At 71.1% G+C, this 15,878-nt stretch carries 17 protein-coding genes and 1 riboswitch; of the genes, 8 read left to right on the top strand and 9 right to left on the bottom strand.

The genetic code is table 11. The features are described 5' to 3' along the window. Positions 1–54: 54 nt before the first annotated feature. The 3 genes from OG883_RS21855 to OG883_RS21865 form a co-directional block, all read right to left on the bottom strand. Entirely contained in the window at positions 55–450 is a 396-nt protein-coding gene (locus OG883_RS21855) for a DUF3040 domain-containing protein (protein WP_266543386.1), read from the bottom strand. A 252-nt stretch (positions 451–702) separates the two neighbouring features. Beyond that, positions 703–1,461: a methyltransferase gene (locus OG883_RS21860; protein ID WP_266543388.1), complete on the bottom strand. Its 759-nt coding sequence runs from the start codon at positions 1,459–1,461 to the stop codon at positions 703–705. A gap of 162 nt (positions 1,462–1,623) precedes the next feature. Beyond that, positions 1,624–2,172, bottom strand: a complete 549-nt coding sequence (locus OG883_RS21865; protein WP_266543390.1) for an SAV_6107 family HEPN domain-containing protein — start codon at positions 2,170–2,172, stop codon at positions 1,624–1,626. Positions 2,173–2,327: 155 nt separating this feature from the next. On the opposite strand from OG883_RS21865, the gene OG883_RS21870 reads away from it, so the two are divergent. From OG883_RS21870 to OG883_RS21890, 5 genes are all read left to right on the top strand, one after another. Then, entirely contained in the window at positions 2,328–3,263 is a 936-nt protein-coding gene (locus OG883_RS21870) for an ATP-binding cassette domain-containing protein (protein WP_266543392.1), read from the top strand. Next, a complete protein-coding gene (locus tag OG883_RS21875) occupies positions 3,235–5,322 on the top strand; it encodes a YhgE/Pip domain-containing protein (protein WP_266543394.1) in 2,088 nt (695 codons plus the stop codon). The genes OG883_RS21870 and OG883_RS21875 overlap by 29 nt, the downstream gene beginning before the upstream one ends. A 38-nt stretch (positions 5,323–5,360) precedes the next feature. Continuing rightward, a complete protein-coding gene (locus OG883_RS21880; RefSeq protein ID WP_266549302.1) occupies positions 5,361–5,969 on the top strand; it encodes a TetR/AcrR family transcriptional regulator in 609 nt (202 codons plus the stop codon). A gap of 412 nt (positions 5,970–6,381) precedes the next feature. Beyond that, positions 6,382–6,999: a DUF4126 domain-containing protein gene (locus tag OG883_RS21885; RefSeq protein WP_266543396.1), complete on the top strand. Its 618-nt coding sequence runs from the start codon at positions 6,382–6,384 to the stop codon at positions 6,997–6,999. 96 nt (positions 7,000–7,095) lie between these two features. Continuing rightward, entirely contained in the window at positions 7,096–8,607 is a 1,512-nt protein-coding gene (locus OG883_RS21890; protein ID WP_266543398.1) for an NAD(P)/FAD-dependent oxidoreductase, read from the top strand. Positions 8,608–8,707: 100 nt separating this feature from the next. Here OG883_RS21890 and OG883_RS21895 read toward each other — a convergent pair whose 3' ends face one another. The 6 genes from OG883_RS21895 to OG883_RS21920 form a co-directional block, all read right to left on the bottom strand. Continuing rightward, positions 8,708–9,577: a hypothetical protein gene (locus OG883_RS21895; protein WP_266543400.1), complete on the bottom strand. Its 870-nt coding sequence runs from the start codon at positions 9,575–9,577 to the stop codon at positions 8,708–8,710. 51 nt (positions 9,578–9,628) lie between these two features. Beyond that, on the bottom strand, positions 9,629–10,546 hold the full coding sequence (metF, locus tag OG883_RS21900) for a methylenetetrahydrofolate reductase [NAD(P)H] (protein ID WP_266543401.1): 918 nt from the start codon (positions 10,544–10,546) through the stop codon (positions 9,629–9,631). Positions 10,547–10,647: 101 nt separating this feature from the next. Then, positions 10,648–11,298 (bottom strand): thiamine phosphate synthase, encoded by a 651-nt coding sequence (thiE, locus tag OG883_RS21905; RefSeq protein WP_266543403.1) that lies wholly within the window; start codon positions 11,296–11,298, stop codon positions 10,648–10,650. Positions 11,299–11,386: 88 nt separating this feature from the next. After that, complete coding sequence (locus OG883_RS21910) at positions 11,387–11,752, bottom strand: Rv2175c family DNA-binding protein (protein ID WP_266543405.1); 366 nt, start codon at positions 11,750–11,752, stop codon at positions 11,387–11,389. A 43-nt stretch (positions 11,753–11,795) separates the two neighbouring features. Then, the gene (locus tag OG883_RS21915) at positions 11,796–12,974 is read right to left on the bottom strand and encodes an NAD(P)/FAD-dependent oxidoreductase (protein ID WP_266549305.1); all 1,179 of its coding nucleotides are present in this window, start codon (positions 12,972–12,974) and stop codon (positions 11,796–11,798) included. Between the two features lie 97 nt (positions 12,975–13,071). Further along, the gene (locus OG883_RS21920; RefSeq protein ID WP_266543407.1) at positions 13,072–13,413 is read right to left on the bottom strand and encodes a hypothetical protein; all 342 of its coding nucleotides are present in this window, start codon (positions 13,411–13,413) and stop codon (positions 13,072–13,074) included. A 51-nt stretch (positions 13,414–13,464) separates the two neighbouring features. Further along, positions 13,465–13,577, top strand: a riboswitch (TPP riboswitch). Here OG883_RS21920 and thiO point away from each other — a divergent pair. The 3 genes from thiO to OG883_RS21935 all read left to right on the top strand — a co-directional run bounded on the left by thiO (position 13,575) and on the right by OG883_RS21935 (position 15,769). Further along, entirely contained in the window at positions 13,575–14,762 is a 1,188-nt protein-coding gene (gene thiO / locus OG883_RS21925) for a glycine oxidase ThiO (RefSeq protein WP_266543409.1), read from the top strand. (Overlaps the previous riboswitch by 3 nt.) Next, positions 14,759–14,968: a sulfur carrier protein ThiS gene (gene thiS, locus OG883_RS21930; RefSeq protein ID WP_266543411.1), complete on the top strand. Its 210-nt coding sequence runs from the start codon at positions 14,759–14,761 to the stop codon at positions 14,966–14,968. The genes thiO and thiS overlap by 4 nt, the downstream gene beginning before the upstream one ends. A 6-nt stretch (positions 14,969–14,974) precedes the next feature. Further along, on the top strand, positions 14,975–15,769 hold the full coding sequence (locus OG883_RS21935) for a thiazole synthase (RefSeq protein ID WP_266543413.1): 795 nt from the start codon (positions 14,975–14,977) through the stop codon (positions 15,767–15,769). The last annotated feature ends 109 nt before the right edge of the window (positions 15,770–15,878 follow it).

A 15,878-nucleotide genomic window follows, 5' to 3' on the forward strand; every position in this document is an offset into this window, starting at 1 on the left:
GCGGCCAAGGCGGCAACTGAGAGAAGCCGCGGTGCCGAGCGGTCCGCAGCCTGTTCAGTGGCCCTGTTCGTCGCGGCGGCGCTGCCACCGCTGCTCGATCCGGTCCATCATCGATCTGCGCCGACGGGGGTGCCGGCCGGCGGCCGGAGTGTCCCCAACGGTCTGTTGCTCACCCGGTTTGGGCGCCTTGCGCCATCCGGTGACCGCGAGCACCGCACAGCCGAGCATGACGAGGAACCCCACCACGCTGATCCAGATCTGCTGGGCGACCATTCCGGCCATGAGGAGCGCGATACCCACCAGGAAGCCTGCGACTGCCTGGTAGACCCGTCGCCGGGTGTACGTACGCAGCCCGCTTCCCTCAAGCGCTGTAGCGAACTTGGGATCTTCGGCGTACAGCGCTCGCTCCATTTGCTCGAGCATTCGCTGCTCGTGCTCCGAGAGCGGCACGGAGTCCTCCTAGTCGTCGGTCGCGGGGGGCGACCGGTATGCGGCCCTTTCAGGATAGGCAGGGAATCGCCCCCGTGAAACCCGCCCTCTACGCCAACTTCGCCAGTCCGGGCCGCCATGCCGGCTCGGGGTGCTGAGGCGTAGATTCCCCAACCTCCGATCCGTCATGCCGGATGGTGTCCCCCGATCATACGGGGCCACGGCCACTATCGGGGGGTCTGTGGCGTACTCCATGTGCTGCTGCGCCCCTGATCAGCCCTGCTTCTCGCCCAGTACATGAAGCTGGGTCGCGACGGAGTGGAACGCGGGAAGTTCGGCGGCCGCCGCCTCCAGCTCGAGCAGGGCGTCCACGGCACCGGGCTCGGTGTCCACCAGGACGCCCGGAACCAGGTCGGTGAAGACCCGTACGCCGTGCACGGCGCCGACCTCGACACCGGCCGCGGCGACAAGCTCAGTGAGCTGCTCGGCGGTGAAGCGCCGGGGCACCGGGTCGCCCTCGCCCCAGCGGCCCGCGGGATCGGTGAGCGCATGGCGGGCCTCGTTGAAGTGCCCGGCCAGCGCCCTGGCGAGGACGGCCCCGCCGAGGCCGGCGGCGAGCAGGCTGAGCGCGCCGGAGGGACGGAGGGCGTCCACGGCGTTGCGTACGCCCTCGGCGGGGTCGTCCACGTACTCCAGGACTCCGTGGCACAGCACGGCGTCGTAGCCACCGCGCTCGACGACGTCGAACAGGCCGTGGATGTCGCCCTGGACACCGCGGACCCGGTCGGCCACGCCGGCCTCGGCCGCCCGGCGCTCCAGCGCGAAGAGGGCGTTGGGACTCGGGTCGACCACGGTGACCCGGTGGCCGAGCCGGGCCACGGGCACCGCGAAGTTGCCGGTGCCGCCACCGGTGTCGAGGACGTCCAGGGTGTCCGTCCCGGACGCCTTGACCCGGCGGTCGAGGGCGTCCTTGAGGACCTCCCAGACCACGGCGGTACGGAGAGAGGCGCGGGGGCGCGTCGGGTCCGACACGGCAGTTGACTCCTCGGGCGGTGCCGCCCCGGCTCGCGGGGCGTGAACGGTGAAGACGGTGGAGACGGCACATTCGTTTGACTGCCGAATGCCGAATACGGCCGAACTCAGTGCAGACTCAGCCCACCCTATTGCCTCCGCCGGGCGTCCCCGCCCCCCGTCTCATCCCGCGGCGCCCCCCGTTTCCGGCGTCTCCGGTTGCTTCGTCCTCGGCTGGGGCAGCACGGGCTGGAGGACCAGCATCCGCTCGACCAGGCGCAGGAACATGGCCGCGTCGCGCAACAGGTCGTCGGCGTCGCGGCTGCTCGCCGCGCCCTGGATGCCCGCCTCGGCGCGCGCCCTGCGCCGGGCACCCGAGGCGAACAGGACGCTCCACTCGGACAGCTCGGGCGCGATCTCGGGCAGGACTTCCCAGGCGCTGCGTATGCGCTGACGCCGGCGCTCGCTGGTCTCCGGGCGGCCACGGGCGGCCAGGACGGCTGCCGCGGTGCGCAGTGCGGCCAGATGGGCCGTGGCATACCGCTCGTTGGGCATGTCGAGGGTGGCGGCCTCGTCGAGGCCCGTACGGGCCTGGGCGAGGAGGTCGAGGGCGGCGGGCGGTGCCGAGGCCCGCCGCAGGACGGGGTGGACGTCGTTCGCCGGTCCGGTCAGTGAGGGTGCAGGGCCGGTGGCGCGGCGCCGCTGTGCGGCTGCCGCGGAGGAGCTGGCCATGACGAACCTCCTGTCGTCGTGTGACGGCTCTGTGGCCGTATGTGTCCATCGTGAGGGGCACCACTGACAATCGGCTCCGACCTGCACTTTTGCTTCGATCACGGGTTCGGGGGTAGTTTTTGCACTGACTAGTCAGTGCAAATGGGGGAGGATACGTGGACAGCCCGCACGGGGCTCCCGTCATCACCGAGGACTTCGGACTCAAGGGTCCGCGCGGCTGGGCCTTCCGGGGAGTGGACATCGACGCCCGGCCCGGCTCACTCATCGCCGTCGAGGGCCCGTCGGGTTCGGGCCGTACCTGTCTGCTGCTCGCTCTCACCGGCCGTATGCGTCCCACCGAAGGCCGTGCCGAGATCGGCGGTCTCCAACTGCCGCGCAAGATGGCCGCCGTACGCCGGATCAGCGCGCTCGGCCCGGTGCCGGGCATCAGCGATCTCGACCCGGCCCTGACCGTCGCCGAGCATCTGCGCGAACGCGCCCTGCTGCAGCGCCGCTTCGACAGCTCGCTGCGCACTCTGCTGCGCCCGCGGGCCGAGCACGCCGCCGCGGCACGCGGACGTATCGACGAGGCGCTGGAGGCGGCCGGGCTCGACCTGGCCACGCTGCCCAAGGAGGAGCGCACCGCGGTGCGCGACCTGGAGCGGCTGGAGGAGCTGCGGCTGTCCATCGCCCTCGCTCTGATCGGCCGCCCACGCCTGCTCGCGGTCGACGACATCGACCTCAAGCTCTCCGACACCGAGCGGGCCGAGGTCTGGAAGCTGCTGGGCTCCCTCGCCGAGAGCGGCACGACCGTGTTCGCCGTGTGCAGCCAGGCCCCCGAAGGGACGACCGTCATCCGCACCACCGGTCGCAGCACGGTCGACGCGGCCACGGCCGCAGCCGCTGACGCGGATACAGAAGCGGTCGCGGACACGGGCACTGACGCGGATGCAGAGGCGGAAGCGGAAGCGGAAGCAAAAGTGGAGGCAGCGGCGCTCGGGGACACAGACAGAGACACAGACACAGGCGCCGACGCCGACGCCGACGACACGAACAAGGACACGAACGAGGAGGGGACGGCCGATGCGCTCGCCGATACTGGCCGCGCTTGAGCTGAAGCGGTTCGGCAGGGGGAAACTGCCGTCCGCCGCGCTCGTCGCGATTCTGCTGCTGCCGCTGCTGTACGGCGCGCTGTACCTGTGCTCGTTCTGGGATCCGTACGGCCAGCTCGACCGGATACCCGTCGCGCTCGTCAACAGCGACAAGGGAGCCACCGCCGAGGGCAAGAAGATCACGGCCGGCGACGAGATCACCGAGGGCCTGCTCGACAGCAAGGTCTTCGACTGGCACGAGGTCAGTGCTGCCGAAGCCCGCAAGGGCGTGGAGGACGGCGCGTACTACCTCTCGCTGACCATGCCGAAGGACTTCAGCGAGCGCATCGCGTCCAGTTCCGGAGACTCCCCCGCGACCGGCGCTCTTCAGGTCCGTACGAACGACGCCAACAACTACATCGTCGGGCAGATCTCACGGTCCGTCTTCTCCGAAGTGCGCACCGCCGCCTCGACCGATGCCTCCCGCTCCTTCCTCGACAAGATCTTCATATCCTTCTCCGACATCCATGACGCGACGGAGAAGGCCGCGAAGGGCGCCGACGACCTCAAGGACGGAGTCGGTAAGGCGAAGAAGGGCTCCAAGAGCCTCTCGGACGGGCTGAAGGACGCCAAGGACGGCAGCGGCAAGCTGGCCGGCGGGCTCACCGAGCTCAACAAGGGCGCGGGCGAACTCGAGACCGGCTCCCGCAAGGTCGCCAACGGCACCCAGGTCCTTGCCGACAAGGTCAACGGGATCGCCGCCAACGTCCGTCCGTACCTCAAGGACGACGGCAAGACGATCGGTCGCACGGCCCGCCTGGTCGCCGACTCCTCCGCCGCCGCCCGCCACACCCTCGCCTCCCTGGTGGAGAGGGCCCCCGGCGCGGCGACACGGGCCCACAAGTCCGCCGACGAGCTGAACGACCTGCACAAGACGCGCTGCGAGGACGCCGTTCTGCCCGACCCCGCCGTCTGCTCGGCCCTGGAGCGCGCCAAGGTCACGTCGGCCGATGTCGCCAAGGCCGCCGACGACGTCAATGCCCTGGTGCAGGACAACAACGGCGTTCTGAAGAAGCTGGACGGACATCTCGAGAAGCTGCAGAAGCAGGCGGACGACCTCGCCAAGCGGTCACCGCGCCTGAGCGAGGACCTGGAGTCGTCCGTACGCGACATCAACAGGCTCAACGCCGGCGCCAAGAAGGTCGCCACCGGCGCCGACCAGCTGCACACCGGGCTGACCAGCGCCAAGACCGGCTCCGTCGACCTCGACAGCGGCGTCGGCAAGCTCAAGAAGGGCGCCAAGAGCCTGGACGGCGGCCTCTTCAAACTGGCCGACGGATCGACCGAGCTGGCCGGCGGGCTGAACAACGGCGTGGAGAAGATCCCCGACTACGACAAGAAGGACCGCGACCGCCGCACCGAGGTGATGGCCGACCCCGTGCAGCTGGCCAACCAGTCCCTGCACAAGGCACCCAACTACGGCACCGGCTTCGCCCCGTATTTCATCCCGCTCTCCCTCTGGGTGGGCTCCATGGTGGCGTACATGATCATCCAGCCACTCAACCGGCGTGCGCTCGCCGTCGGCGCCTCCGCCTGGCGCATCGCGTCGGCCGGCTGGCTTCCGGTCGCCGCGATCGGGCTGCTGCAGGTCGCCGCCCTGATGTCGGTACTGCACTGGGGCCTCGGTCTGCAGATGGCGTACGCGGCCGGGACGGTCGCCTTCCTGGCGCTGGTGACCTGCTGCTTCTCCGCGATCATCCAGTGGCTGAACGCCCGCTTCGGAGCCGCGGGCCGGATCCTCGTACTGGCGGTGCTGATGCTCCAGCTGACCTCGGCCGGCGGCACCTACCCCGTACAGACCAGCCCCGCGTTCTTCAACGCGATCCACCCCTTCCTCCCGATGACGTACGTCGTCGATGCACTGCGCACGCTGATCACGGGCGGCGGACTCGGCCCGGTGTGGCAGGCATGCGCGGTGCTGGCCGCCTTCACCGCGGGCGCGCTCGCGCTCACCGCCCTCACCGCGCGGCACAAGCAGGTGTGGACGCTCGACCGGCTCCACCCCGAGCTGACTCTGTGAGAACGGACGGACCTGTGAGAATCGACGCCATGGACGCCATGGACAGCACCAGCACCAGACGCCGGGCGACCCGGGCCAAGCTCTACGAGGCAGCCGTGACGCTCATAGCCGAGCAGGGCTTCTCCGCCACCACGGTGGACGAGATCGCCGAGCGGGCAGGGGTCGCCAAGGGCACGGTCTACTACAACTTCAAGAGCAAGACCGAACTCTTCGAGGAGCTGCTGCGGTACGGCGTCGGGCTGCTCACCCTCTCGCTGCAGAACGCCGCCGACGAGACAGCCGACCGCGGCGGCACCAAGGTCGAGGCACTGGACGCGATGATCAGGGCCGGTCTGGTCTTCATCGAACGCTATCCGGCCTTCACCCAGCTGTACGTCGCCGAGCTGTGGCGAACCAACCGGGCCTGGCAGTCGACTCTCCTCGTCGTCCGGCAGCAGGCGGTGGCCGTGGTCGAGACGGTGCTGCGCGAGGCAGTCGAGAACGGCGAGCTGAGTGAGGAGATCGACGTCGGGCTGACGGCTGCCGCGCTGGTCGGAATGGTGCTGGTCGCGGCGCTGGACTGGCAGGCGTTCCAGCGGGAGCGGTCGCTCGACGATGTGCACGCGGCGCTGTCGCGACTGCTGCACGGCCGGGTGAGCGGCCGCTAGGAGTCGCCGGGGCGTACGAGAACAGAGACGCGCACACAGAAACGCGCCGGCCCTTCGAGGCTCGATCCCCCCGAGCCCCGCCGAACCGGCGCGTTTCCCCCGTTCCCCGTGTCCCCGTTCCCCCCGCGTCCCCCGTTGTTCCCCCGTGGTGCCGGAGAACCCGATCCCCGTTGTTCCCCCGGCGGTCAGTGGGTTCTCCGTTGTGCTCCCCGTTGCGTCGGGGGTGCCGCGCCGTTCCGCCGCCCCGTGTCGTCGGTGCCGGCGCCGCGCCCCTTCCGTGGTCCCCACTCTTCCTTCTGCACAGGTGAGACCCCATCCGCGCGCGTACTCATCTCACCCACTAGGTACGGATACTCAGCTGTCCGTGCTCATGCCCATCCGCACGGGATGCCGTCTGGTTACGATCGCGTCCGTGTCCGTACTCCCCCTCGTCTTCACCAGCGGCTGGGCCAGCGGGATCAACGCCTACGCGGTGGTCCTGCTGCTCGGCGTCTTCGGCGCGACCGGGCTCACCGACGAGGTGCCCGCATCACTGCAGCGCACCGATGTACTGATCGCCGCCGGTGTGCTGTTCCTCTGCGAGGCGGTCGCGGACAAGATCCCGTACGTCGACTCGATATGGGATTCCGTGCACACCGTGATCCGGCCGGTGGCGGGTGCGGTCGTGGGCGCGCTCCTGGCGGGGGAGAGCGGCTCGCTGCCGGAGCTCGCGGCCGGCGCCGTCGGCGGTTCGACCGCGCTGCTGAGCCATCTCGTCAAGGCCGGTACGCGGATGGCGATCAACACCTCCCCCGAACCGTTCAGCAATATCGCCATGAGCACCGCGGAGGACCTGGGCGTCGCCGGGATCATCACTTTCGCGATCTTCCATCCGGTCGCGGCCGCGATCATCGCCGGGGTCCTGCTCGTACTGGGCATCGTGACGGTGACCTTCCTCGCCTCGAGGATCCGGCGCTTTCTGCGGCGCAGGGCGCAGCGCCGTGAGGAGAAGCGGCTGGTGGCCTCGGGGGTTCGCAGGCCACCCGACTGAGCCCGGGGGTGCCGAGGGCCGGGGGTGCCGGGGGCCGGGGGTGCCGGGGGCGTCCCCCGGGAAAGCACCGTGGTGGGGGCGGATAAAGTCCCTGACATGGCACGGATTGCGGTGATCGGCGCCGGGATGGGCGCCATGGCGGCTGCCGCCCGGCTGGCCGTGGCAGGCCACCGGGTGACGGTGTACGAGCGCTCGGCGACGTACGGCGGCGCGGTGGGCCGGTTCGAGCGCGAGGGCTTCGCCTTCGACACCGGGCCGGGGCTGCTGCATCTGCCCGCCGTCTACCGCGACTTGTTCGTCAAGACGGGCAAGGAGCCGCTGGAGCAGTGCGTCGAGCTGGCCCAGGTCGACCCGGCCGTCCGGCATGTCTTCGCCGACGGCACCGAGGTCGCGCTGCCCAACGCCTCGCGCGGAGGCGTGGCTTCCGCGCTGGACGAGGCGCTGGGTGCCGGTGCCGGTGAGCTGTGGAGCGCCTATCTCAACCGCGCGCGGACCGCCTGGGACGCGACGCGCAGACCGCTCCTCGAGGAGCCGCTGCGGGCGGACCGGCAGGCTCTGGGGCGCGATCCGTATCCGGCGGTGCGCAAGAGCGGGCTGCTGCGGCGCCGGCCGCCCACCCTGGCCGAGGTCGCGCACCGCGAGTTGGGCGATCCGCGGCTGGTGGCCCTGCTGGAGAGCAGTGCGCTGGCGTACGGGCTCGATCCCCGCAGCGCGCCCGCCGCGGCGGCCGTACTGCCGTACATGGAGCAGACCTTCGGCAGCTGGTACGTACGCGGCGGGATGCGGGCGCTCGCGCAGGCGGTGTACGAACGCTGCCTGGCCCGCAAGGTCGAGTTCGTCTTCGGCGCCGAGGTGACGGGCGTACAGGAGAAGGACGGGCGCGCGGCGGGGGTGGTACTGGCGGACGACGACACGGGCGCGGAAGCGGACTTCGTCGTCTCGGGTGCCCCTGTCCCGGCCCTCTACAAGGATCACGTACTGGACCGGCAGCACTCCGACGACCGGCCTCACTGGCAGAAGGGCCCCGCGACCGGGCGGTTCGTGCTGTGCCTGGCGCTGCGCGGCGCCCGGCCCGGCGACGCGGTGCACCGCACCGTGGTTCACGCGGCCGACCGGTCCGCAGAACTCGAGGCGGTCCTCGACGGCCGGCTGTGCGACCGGCCGACCGTGACGGTCCTGCGCCCGGACGATCCCACCCTCCATCCCGAAGGGCACGAGTCGGTCACCGTGACCGCCGTCGTCCCGGCCGGGGACCTGTGGTCGGCGGACAGTCTGTGGAGTGAGCCGGGCGTCACCGAGCGCTTCGCGGACCGGGTCCTGGAGGCGGCTGCCGCCGCCGTACCCGGCTTGGGCGAGCGGTTGCTGTGGCGCGAGGCGCGCACCCCGGACGACACCCTGCGGGAGACGGGCCTGCGCCAGGTGCCCGCACCCGCGCTGGCGGGCGCCGGGGGTGACTACCTGTCGGCGGACAACCGGTCGCCGCTGCCGGGGCTGCTCTTCGCCGGTGGCTTCGCTCACCCCGGTGGCGGGCTCGCGCACGCCGGGATGTCGGGTGCCCTGGTCTCCGGGCTGATCGTGGAGGGCGCGGACTTCCGCGGCTCTCAGTGACCCCGGGCGAGTGACCCTGAGCGAGTGACCCCGGACAGGTGCTTCCGGGCAGGTGGCTCCGGGCGCCGGAGTTCCGGCCCCAGGTCCCCAGGGGCCCGGGTCAGTAGCGGTACTGCTGCTCGTTGTACCCGGAGTCGTAGCCGTACGGCGAGGGCTCCTCCTGCGGCGCCGGCGGGACCTGCTGCTCCCCGTCGCGCTGCTGCGGCACCCACACCCCGCCCGGCGGCGTCTCGCTGTACTGCTGCTGTGCGTAGGGGTCGGCGTACTGCTGCTGGCCGCCGTAGCTGTCGTAGGCATCGTAGGAGTACGCGCTGTGCTGCTGGCCGCCCACATAGGGGTCGGAGTAGGCGGCGTACTGCTGCTGCCCGGTCCCGTAGTCGTACTGCCCGGCGTAGCTGTCCTGACCGGCCGGCTGCTGGCCGTAGCCGGAGTAGGTGTCGTAACCGGTGTCGTACGCGGCGTAGTTCTGGCTCTGGTCCTGCTCGGTGGCGGCGGCGTATGCCGTGTCGTTGTATATGCCGTACTGCCCGGTCTCCTCGGGCAGCGGCTGCGGCTCGTAGACGTCATCGTTCTCCGGGGACTCCCGGGACTCCCGGGGCTCCGGGGACTGCGCGGTGCCCGGCTCGTAGGCGAGGTCGGACACCTCCAGCGTGGGCTCGCGCGTCGCGCCCGCGCCCTGGGGGGATCCGGACCTGCGTCGGCGGCTCGCCCCGGGGCTGCCGCCGAGTGCCCAGCCGGTGGAGAAGCCGCGCCGGAAGGAGAGCGTGACGTAGGTCTGGCCGACCGCGAAGGCGATGGCGCCGAGCGCGATCACCAGGACGGAGGGCAGCAGTACGCCGAGGACCACGCCGAGGAAGCCGCCGAAGGCGAGCAGCCGGTAGCGCAGCCGCGCCTTGTACTGCAGCAGCACCTCACCGAGCAGCCACAGCGCGACGACGCCGAACGCGATGTAGAGGACCGTCCAGCCCATGCCCGCCCCTCTCCTGCGGCCGCCGCCCCGGGGCGGGGCGGATACGACCGGTCACGACTGCTCGTGCAGTCCGAGATTCTCGTAGATTTCGAGCGTTGCCGTGGAGTTGTTGAGCGTAATGAAGTGCAGTCCGGGGACACCCTCGGAGAGCAGCCCGGCGCAGAACTCCGTCGCGAACTCGATGCCAATGGAGCGTACAGCGGCCGGATCGTCCTTGACGGAGAGGATCCGTTCTTTCAGCGCGGGCGGGAAGGCGGCGTTGCTGAGCTGCGCGAACCGTTCGAGTTGCTTGACGCTGGTGACCGGCATGATCTCGGGAATGATCGGGGTCTCGCAGCCCGCGGCCTTGACCCGGTCGCGCAGTCGCAGATAGTCCTCGGACTGGAAGAACATCTGTGTGATCGCGTAGTCGGCGCCGGCCTTGCACTTGTCCACGAAGTGCTGGATGTCGGTGTCCCAGTCGTCCGAGCGCGGGTGCATCTCGGGGAAGGCCGCGACGCCGACGCAGAAGTCCCCGGACTCCTTGATCAGCTGGACCAGCTCCGCGGCGTACCGCACGCCCTCGGGGTGTTTGACCCACTCGCCCATCGGGTCGCCGGGCGGGTCGCCACGGACGGCGAGGATGTTGCGGATCCCGGCGTCGGCGTACTGCCCGACCATGTTGCGCAGTTCGGCGACGGAGTGGTTGACCGCGGTGAGGTGTGCGACGGGGGTGAGCGTGGTGTCGGCGGCGATCTGCTGGGTTGCCTTGACGGTGCCGGCGCGCGTCGAACCGCCGGCGCCGTAGGTCACGGAGACGAAGTTGGGGGCCACCGCCTCGACTCTGCGCAGCGCGTTCCAGAGGTTCCGCTCACCCTTTTCGGTCTTGGGTGCCCAGAACTCGAAGGAGTACGAAGTTTTTCCGGTCGCGAGCAGGTCACGCACGGTCCGTGCGCGATCCGTCCTGGTCGAAGCTGTACCGAGGGCCATAACGGCAGGTTATCCACGCCTCGACCGGTCGCCCAACCAGACCGCGGAAATATGCCAGATTTGCCGGGTTACTGTCCACCCCTCGGACAGTTATCGGACAGTTATGCGATGCGCTCCCTGACGCGCTTCGCCAGATCCGCCGTCGCCGCGGCCGGATCGGCGGCCTCGGTGATCGCCCGTACGACGACGATCCTGCGCGCGCCCGCGTCCAGCACCTCGTCAAGGTTGCGCTCGTCGATCCCGCCGATGGCGAACCACGGCCGCTCGGTCGCCAGCGACGCGGCGTACCGCACAAGGCCGAGTCCCGGGGCGTACCGCCCGGGCTTGGTCGGGGTGGGCCAGCAGGGTCCGGTGCAGAAGTAGTCCACGCCCGGCTCTGCGACGGCCGCGTCCACCTCGGACTCGCCGTGCGTGGAGCGGCCGATCACCACGTCGTCGCCGAGGATCGCGCGGGCGGCCCGGACGGGCAGATCGCCCTGCCCCAGATGGAGCACCCCGGAGCCGATGGCGTGCGCCACGTCGGCGCGGTCGTTCACCGCGAGCAGCTTGCCGTGGCGGCGGCAGGCGTCGGCGAAGACCTGGAGATGCTCCAGCTCCTCGCCCGCCTCCATGCCCTTGTCGCGCAGCTGCACGATGTCGACCCCGGAGGCGAGCACGGCGTCGAGGAACCCGGGGAGATCTCCCTGTCGCCTGCGGGCATCCGTGCACAGATAGAGCCGGGCGTCGGACAGCAGCGCACGAGCCGTGGACATGGGTGATTCCCCCCGTGGGATCGGCGGTGTACGGGCAGGAGCAACCGGCCCCTGCCCGTACAGCGCGTGTGGTGGTGTCTTCAGGACGTCAGACGGCGAGCGCCTGGGCCCGGCGCTTCACCTCCGTGCCGCGATTCTCGCTGAGCGCCTGCGCGGGCGTGCCCGGCAGGGTGGGGTCGGGAGTGAAGAGCCACTCGAGCATCTCTTCGTCGGAGAAGCCGTCGTCCTTCAGGAGTGTCAGGGTCCCGGCGAGACCCTTGACCACCTTGTCGCCGTCGATGAAGGCGGCAGGCACCTGAAGCGCCCGGTTCTCACCACGGCGTACGGCGATCAGCTGGCCTTCCTTGACCAGCTGCCGTACGCGTGTCACCTCGACATCGAGCATTTCCGCGATGTCGGGAAGGTGGAGCCAGGCGGGGACGAGAGCATCGATCTTTGCGTCAATCTCGGTCACAGGACAAGCCTGCCATCCCGGACTGACAGTGGGTAGCCAGACCCTAGAGAGCTGCCGCCTTCAGAGGGACGGAAGGATCGGCCGAGCGCTCCGGATCCAGCCGCGCGCCGGCCAGGATGAGTTTGCGCCCTTGCGCCAGATCGCGGGCCCTGCCGACGGCGAGGAGCGCCACCAGCACGCCCTCCCGCAGCCAGAGCACCGTCCAGGCGGCGCTCGCCGGATCGCCCCGCCACACCGTCGTGTCGGCGGCCGCGTGATGCCCCGCGTACTGCACGAAACGGCCGAACTGCTCGGACCAGAAGTACGGCACCGGGTCGTAGATCTGCGCCGGCTCACCGCCGGCACCCCTTCCGATGATGTTGGCGGCGACCGTGCGCGGCCCCTGGAGAGCGTTGTCCCAGTGGTGCACGAGCAGCCGCTCGCCGTAGCGGCCGGACGGGAAGGAGGCGCAGTCCCCGACGGCGTACACATCGGGCAGCGAGGTGCGCAGATACTCGTCCGCGGTGATGGCGCCCTCCGGACCGAGTGCGATGCCGGATCCGGCGAGCCAGGCGGTGGCGGGCCGCGCGCCGATGCCGACGACCACTGCGCCGGCCGGGAGGTGCCGTCCGTCCGCCAGGATCACCTCGCCCGGCTCGACGTCGGCCACGCGCGCGTGGGTGAGCAGCTCGGTGCCGTACTCCGCGTACCAGTCGGTCATCGGGGCGGCGACCTCGGCGGGCAGGGCCGCCGCCAGCGGGCGCTCCGCGGCCTCGACGACGGTGACCGTGCAGCCCGCGGCGCGGGCGGCGGTCGCGAACTCCGCGCCGATCCAGCCCGCGCCGACGACCACGATGTCGTGCTGTTCGGCGAGGACGGGGCGCAGCCGTGCCGCGTCGTCGAGGGTACGCAGCAGATGGACGCCGGGGACGCCCTCGGTACCCGGCAGGGTGATCGGCTCGGCGCCGGTGGCGATGACCAGGACGTCGTAGGGAACCGGCCCGGCGCCGGTGTCCAGTTCGTGCGCGTCGGAGCGTACGCCGGTCACCTCGCAGCCCAGCCGCAGGTCGACCTCGATCGCCTCGAAGTCGACGTCGAAGGCCGAACCCTCCGCCTCCCCCAGCAGGATGGCCTTGGAGAGTGGGGGCCTGTCGTAGGGCTGGTGGGGCTCCGCGCCGATCAGGGTGACCGGGCCGGTGAAGCCCTGCTCGCGCAGGGCCACCGCGGTCTGCACACCGGCCATTCCCGCGCCGGCCACGACGACCCGCCGGTGCCGCCGGTGCTGCTCTGTCTGCTGCTGCCGCTCGTTCACCTGATCATCTTAAGCAGCTGACGAATCGTCAGGAAGGGAGTTGCTCGACGACGCTCGTCCCGCTGCCCTCCTGGGACTCCCATTCCCAGGTCTCCTCGAGGCGCACTCGCCCGTCCTCGAGCTCGACCACGATGGAGACGCAGTGCCCGCAGGACGTCCCGCCGTCCGTCTTCAACTGCACATAACGGAAGTCCAGCCGGTCGCCTTCCCGGGTCCCGACAAGATGGCCGCGGATCACATCACCCCCCTCGTACTCGGCCCAGATCCGGCCTTCCCGCTCGTGGTACGTGAACCGGGTCCGGGTTCCCACCTGGCCCGGAGCCTGGTCGGCGACCGGCGAGAGTACGAGTCCGTCGAGCGACGTCACCACTGGGGCTGCTCCCTTACTGCGCGTTGGGGCCTGGGGTTAGGGTGGCCACCGTAAGACACTCGCGGGAGCCCGGACGCACCGGGCTGAGAGGGAGGCTGGACGGCCTCCGACCGTACGAACCTGATCCGGGTCATGCCGGCGAAGGGAGGGGCTGGACGCCCATGTCGCGTACATCGGATGTCCTCGTTGTCGGGGGCGGAATCATCGGCCTGGTCACGGCCTGGCGGGCGGCGCAGCGTGGACTGCGCGTCGCCGTCGTCGATCCGGAGCCGGGCGGCGGGGCCGCACAGGTCGCGGCCGGCATGCTCGCCGCCGTCACCGAACTCCACTACGGCGAGCAGACGCTGCTCGCTCTCAATCTGGAATCCGCACGGCGCTATCCCGCCTTCGTCGCGGAGCTGGAGGAGGCGAGCGGGCAGTCCGTCGGCCACCGCGCCTGCGGAACGCTCGCCGTCGCGCTCGACGCCGACGACCGCGCGCACCTTCGGGAACTGCACGCCCTGCAGCGCCGGTCCGGACTGCAGTCGGAGTGGCTGTCCGGGCGCGAATGCCGCCGCCTGGAGCCGATGCTCGCCCCCGGTGTACGCGGTGGCCTGCGGGTGGACGGCGACCACCAGGTCGATCCACGGCGGCTGGCCGCGGCCCTGCTGACGGCCTGCGAGCGGGCGGGGGTGATCTTCCACCGCGGCTGGGCGGAGCGGCTCTCGGTGGTACGGGACCGGGCAGCCGGGGCCGTACTGGCGGGGGGACCCTCCCGGGCCGGCGGCTCCGGGGGAGGAACGGAACTCGCCGCGGACCAGGTGGTACTGGCGGCCGGTTCGCTGAGCGGCAGGCTCGGTGGCGTACCGAAGGACGTCCTGCCACCGGTGCGGCCGGTGAAGGGCCAGGTACTGCGCCTCACGGTGCCGCGTCCGTACGCGCCCTTCCTCTCGCGCACCGTCCGGGCCGTGGTGCGCGGCAGCCATGTCTATCTGGTGCCGCGCGAGAACGGCGAGCTGGTCGTGGGCGCGACCAGCGAGGAGCTCGGCTGGGACACCACGGTCACCGCGGGCGGGGTGTACGAGCTGCTGCGCGACGCGCACGAGCTGGTGCCGGGCCTCACCGAGCTGCCGCTCACCGAGACCCGCGCCGGACTGCGCCCCGCCTCCCCCGACAATGCCCCGCTGCTGGGCCCGACCGCCCTGCCCGGCCTGCATCTGGCCACCGGGCACCACCGCAACGGGGTGCTTCTGACTCCCGTCACCGGCGATGTGATGTCCGAGGTGCTGGTCACCGGCGAACTGCCCGACGAGGCCCGCGCGTTCACCCCTCGCCGCTTCTCCCCCGTACCTCAGGAGCAGCCCGCATGAACGTCCTGAACGTCTCCGTCAACGGCGAGGCGCGCGAGCTTGCCGTCGGAACCACCCTGGACGCCCTGGTCGCCGGTCTCAGCGCCGCCCCGTCCGGAGTCGCCGCCGCGCTCAACGAGACGGTCGTCCCGCGCAGCCAGTGGGCCGGCACACATCTGGGCGACGGCGACCGCGTCGAAGTCCTCACCGCAGTGCAGGGAGGCTGATCAGCCGTGGCCGACGACCGTCTCACCATCGGCGACACCGCCTTCAACTCCCGGCTGATCATGGGTACGGGAGGGGCGCCCAGCCTCGACGTACTCGAACGCTCCCTCGTCGCGAGCGGCACCGAGCTCACCACCGTCGCGATGCGCCGCCTCGACCCGACCGTGCAGGGCTCCGTCCTGTCCGTCCTGCAGAAGCTGGGCATCCGTGTCCTGCCCAACACGGCGGGCTGTTTCACCGCGGGAGAGGCCGTGCTGACCGCCCGGCTCGCCCGCGAGGCACTCGGCACCGAGTGGATCAAGCTCGAGGTCGTCGCGGACGAGCGCACGCTGCTGCCCGATCCGGTCGAGCTGCTGGACGCGGCCGAGATCCTGGTCGACGACGGCTTCACGGTCCTGCCGTACACCAACGACGACCCGGTGCTCGCCCGCAAGCTCGAGGATGCGGGCTGCGCGGCGATCATGCCGCTGGGCTCGCCCATCGGGTCCGGCCTGGGCATCCGCAACCCGCACAACTTCCAGCTGATCGTCGAGCACGCGCGCGTGCCGGTCATTCTGGACGCGGGCGCGGGCACGGCCTCGGACGCGGCGCTCGCGATGGAGCTCGGCTGCGCGGCGGTGATGCTGGCCTCGGCGGTCACCCGCGCCCAGGAGCCGGTGCTGATGGCGGAGGCGATGCGGCACGCGGTGGAGGCGGGACGGCTGGCGCGGCGGGCGGGCCGCATTCCGCGTCGCCACTTCGCCGAGGCGTCGTCGCCGACGGAGGGCCGTGCGGTCCTGGACCCCGAGCGCCCGGCGTTCTGACCACTGCGGGGAGCCTCCCTGCAACAGGGGCTCCGCCCCGTACGGCCTTCGGCCGCGCCTCGATCGCCGGACGGGCCGCCATGCAGCCCCACGGGGGTCTGGGTCGCGG

The organism is Streptomyces sp. NBC_01142 (genome assembly GCF_026341125.1).
Lineage (GTDB): Bacteria > Actinomycetota > Actinomycetes > Streptomycetales > Streptomycetaceae > Streptomyces.

Bases quoted from the DNA above. Each gene is read 5' to 3' on its own strand.
- OG883_RS21865 (WP_266543390.1), bottom strand. From the start codon at position 2,172: ATGGCCAGCTCCTCCGCGGCAGCCGCACAGCGGCGCCGCGCCACCGGC.
- OG883_RS21875 (WP_266543394.1), top strand. From the start codon at position 3,235: ATGCGCTCGCCGATACTGGCCGCGCTTGAGCTGAAGCGGTTCGGCAGG.
- OG883_RS21880 (WP_266549302.1), top strand. From the start codon at position 5,361: ATGGACAGCACCAGCACCAGACGCCGGGCGACCCGGGCCAAGCTCTAC.
- OG883_RS21890 (WP_266543398.1), top strand. From the start codon at position 7,096: ATGGCACGGATTGCGGTGATCGGCGCCGGGATGGGCGCCATGGCGGCT.
- OG883_RS21895 (WP_266543400.1), bottom strand. From the start codon at position 9,577: ATGGGCTGGACGGTCCTCTACATCGCGTTCGGCGTCGTCGCGCTGTGG.
- metF (WP_266543401.1), bottom strand. From the start codon at position 10,546: ATGGCCCTCGGTACAGCTTCGACCAGGACGGATCGCGCACGGACCGTG.
- thiE (WP_266543403.1), bottom strand. From the start codon at position 11,298: ATGTCCACGGCTCGTGCGCTGCTGTCCGACGCCCGGCTCTATCTGTGC.
- OG883_RS21915 (WP_266549305.1), bottom strand. From the start codon at position 12,974: ATGGCCGGTGTGCAGACCGCGGTGGCCCTGCGCGAGCAGGGCTTCACC.
- thiO (WP_266543409.1), top strand. From the start codon at position 13,575: ATGTCGCGTACATCGGATGTCCTCGTTGTCGGGGGCGGAATCATCGGC.
- thiS (WP_266543411.1), top strand. From the start codon at position 14,759: ATGAACGTCCTGAACGTCTCCGTCAACGGCGAGGCGCGCGAGCTTGCC.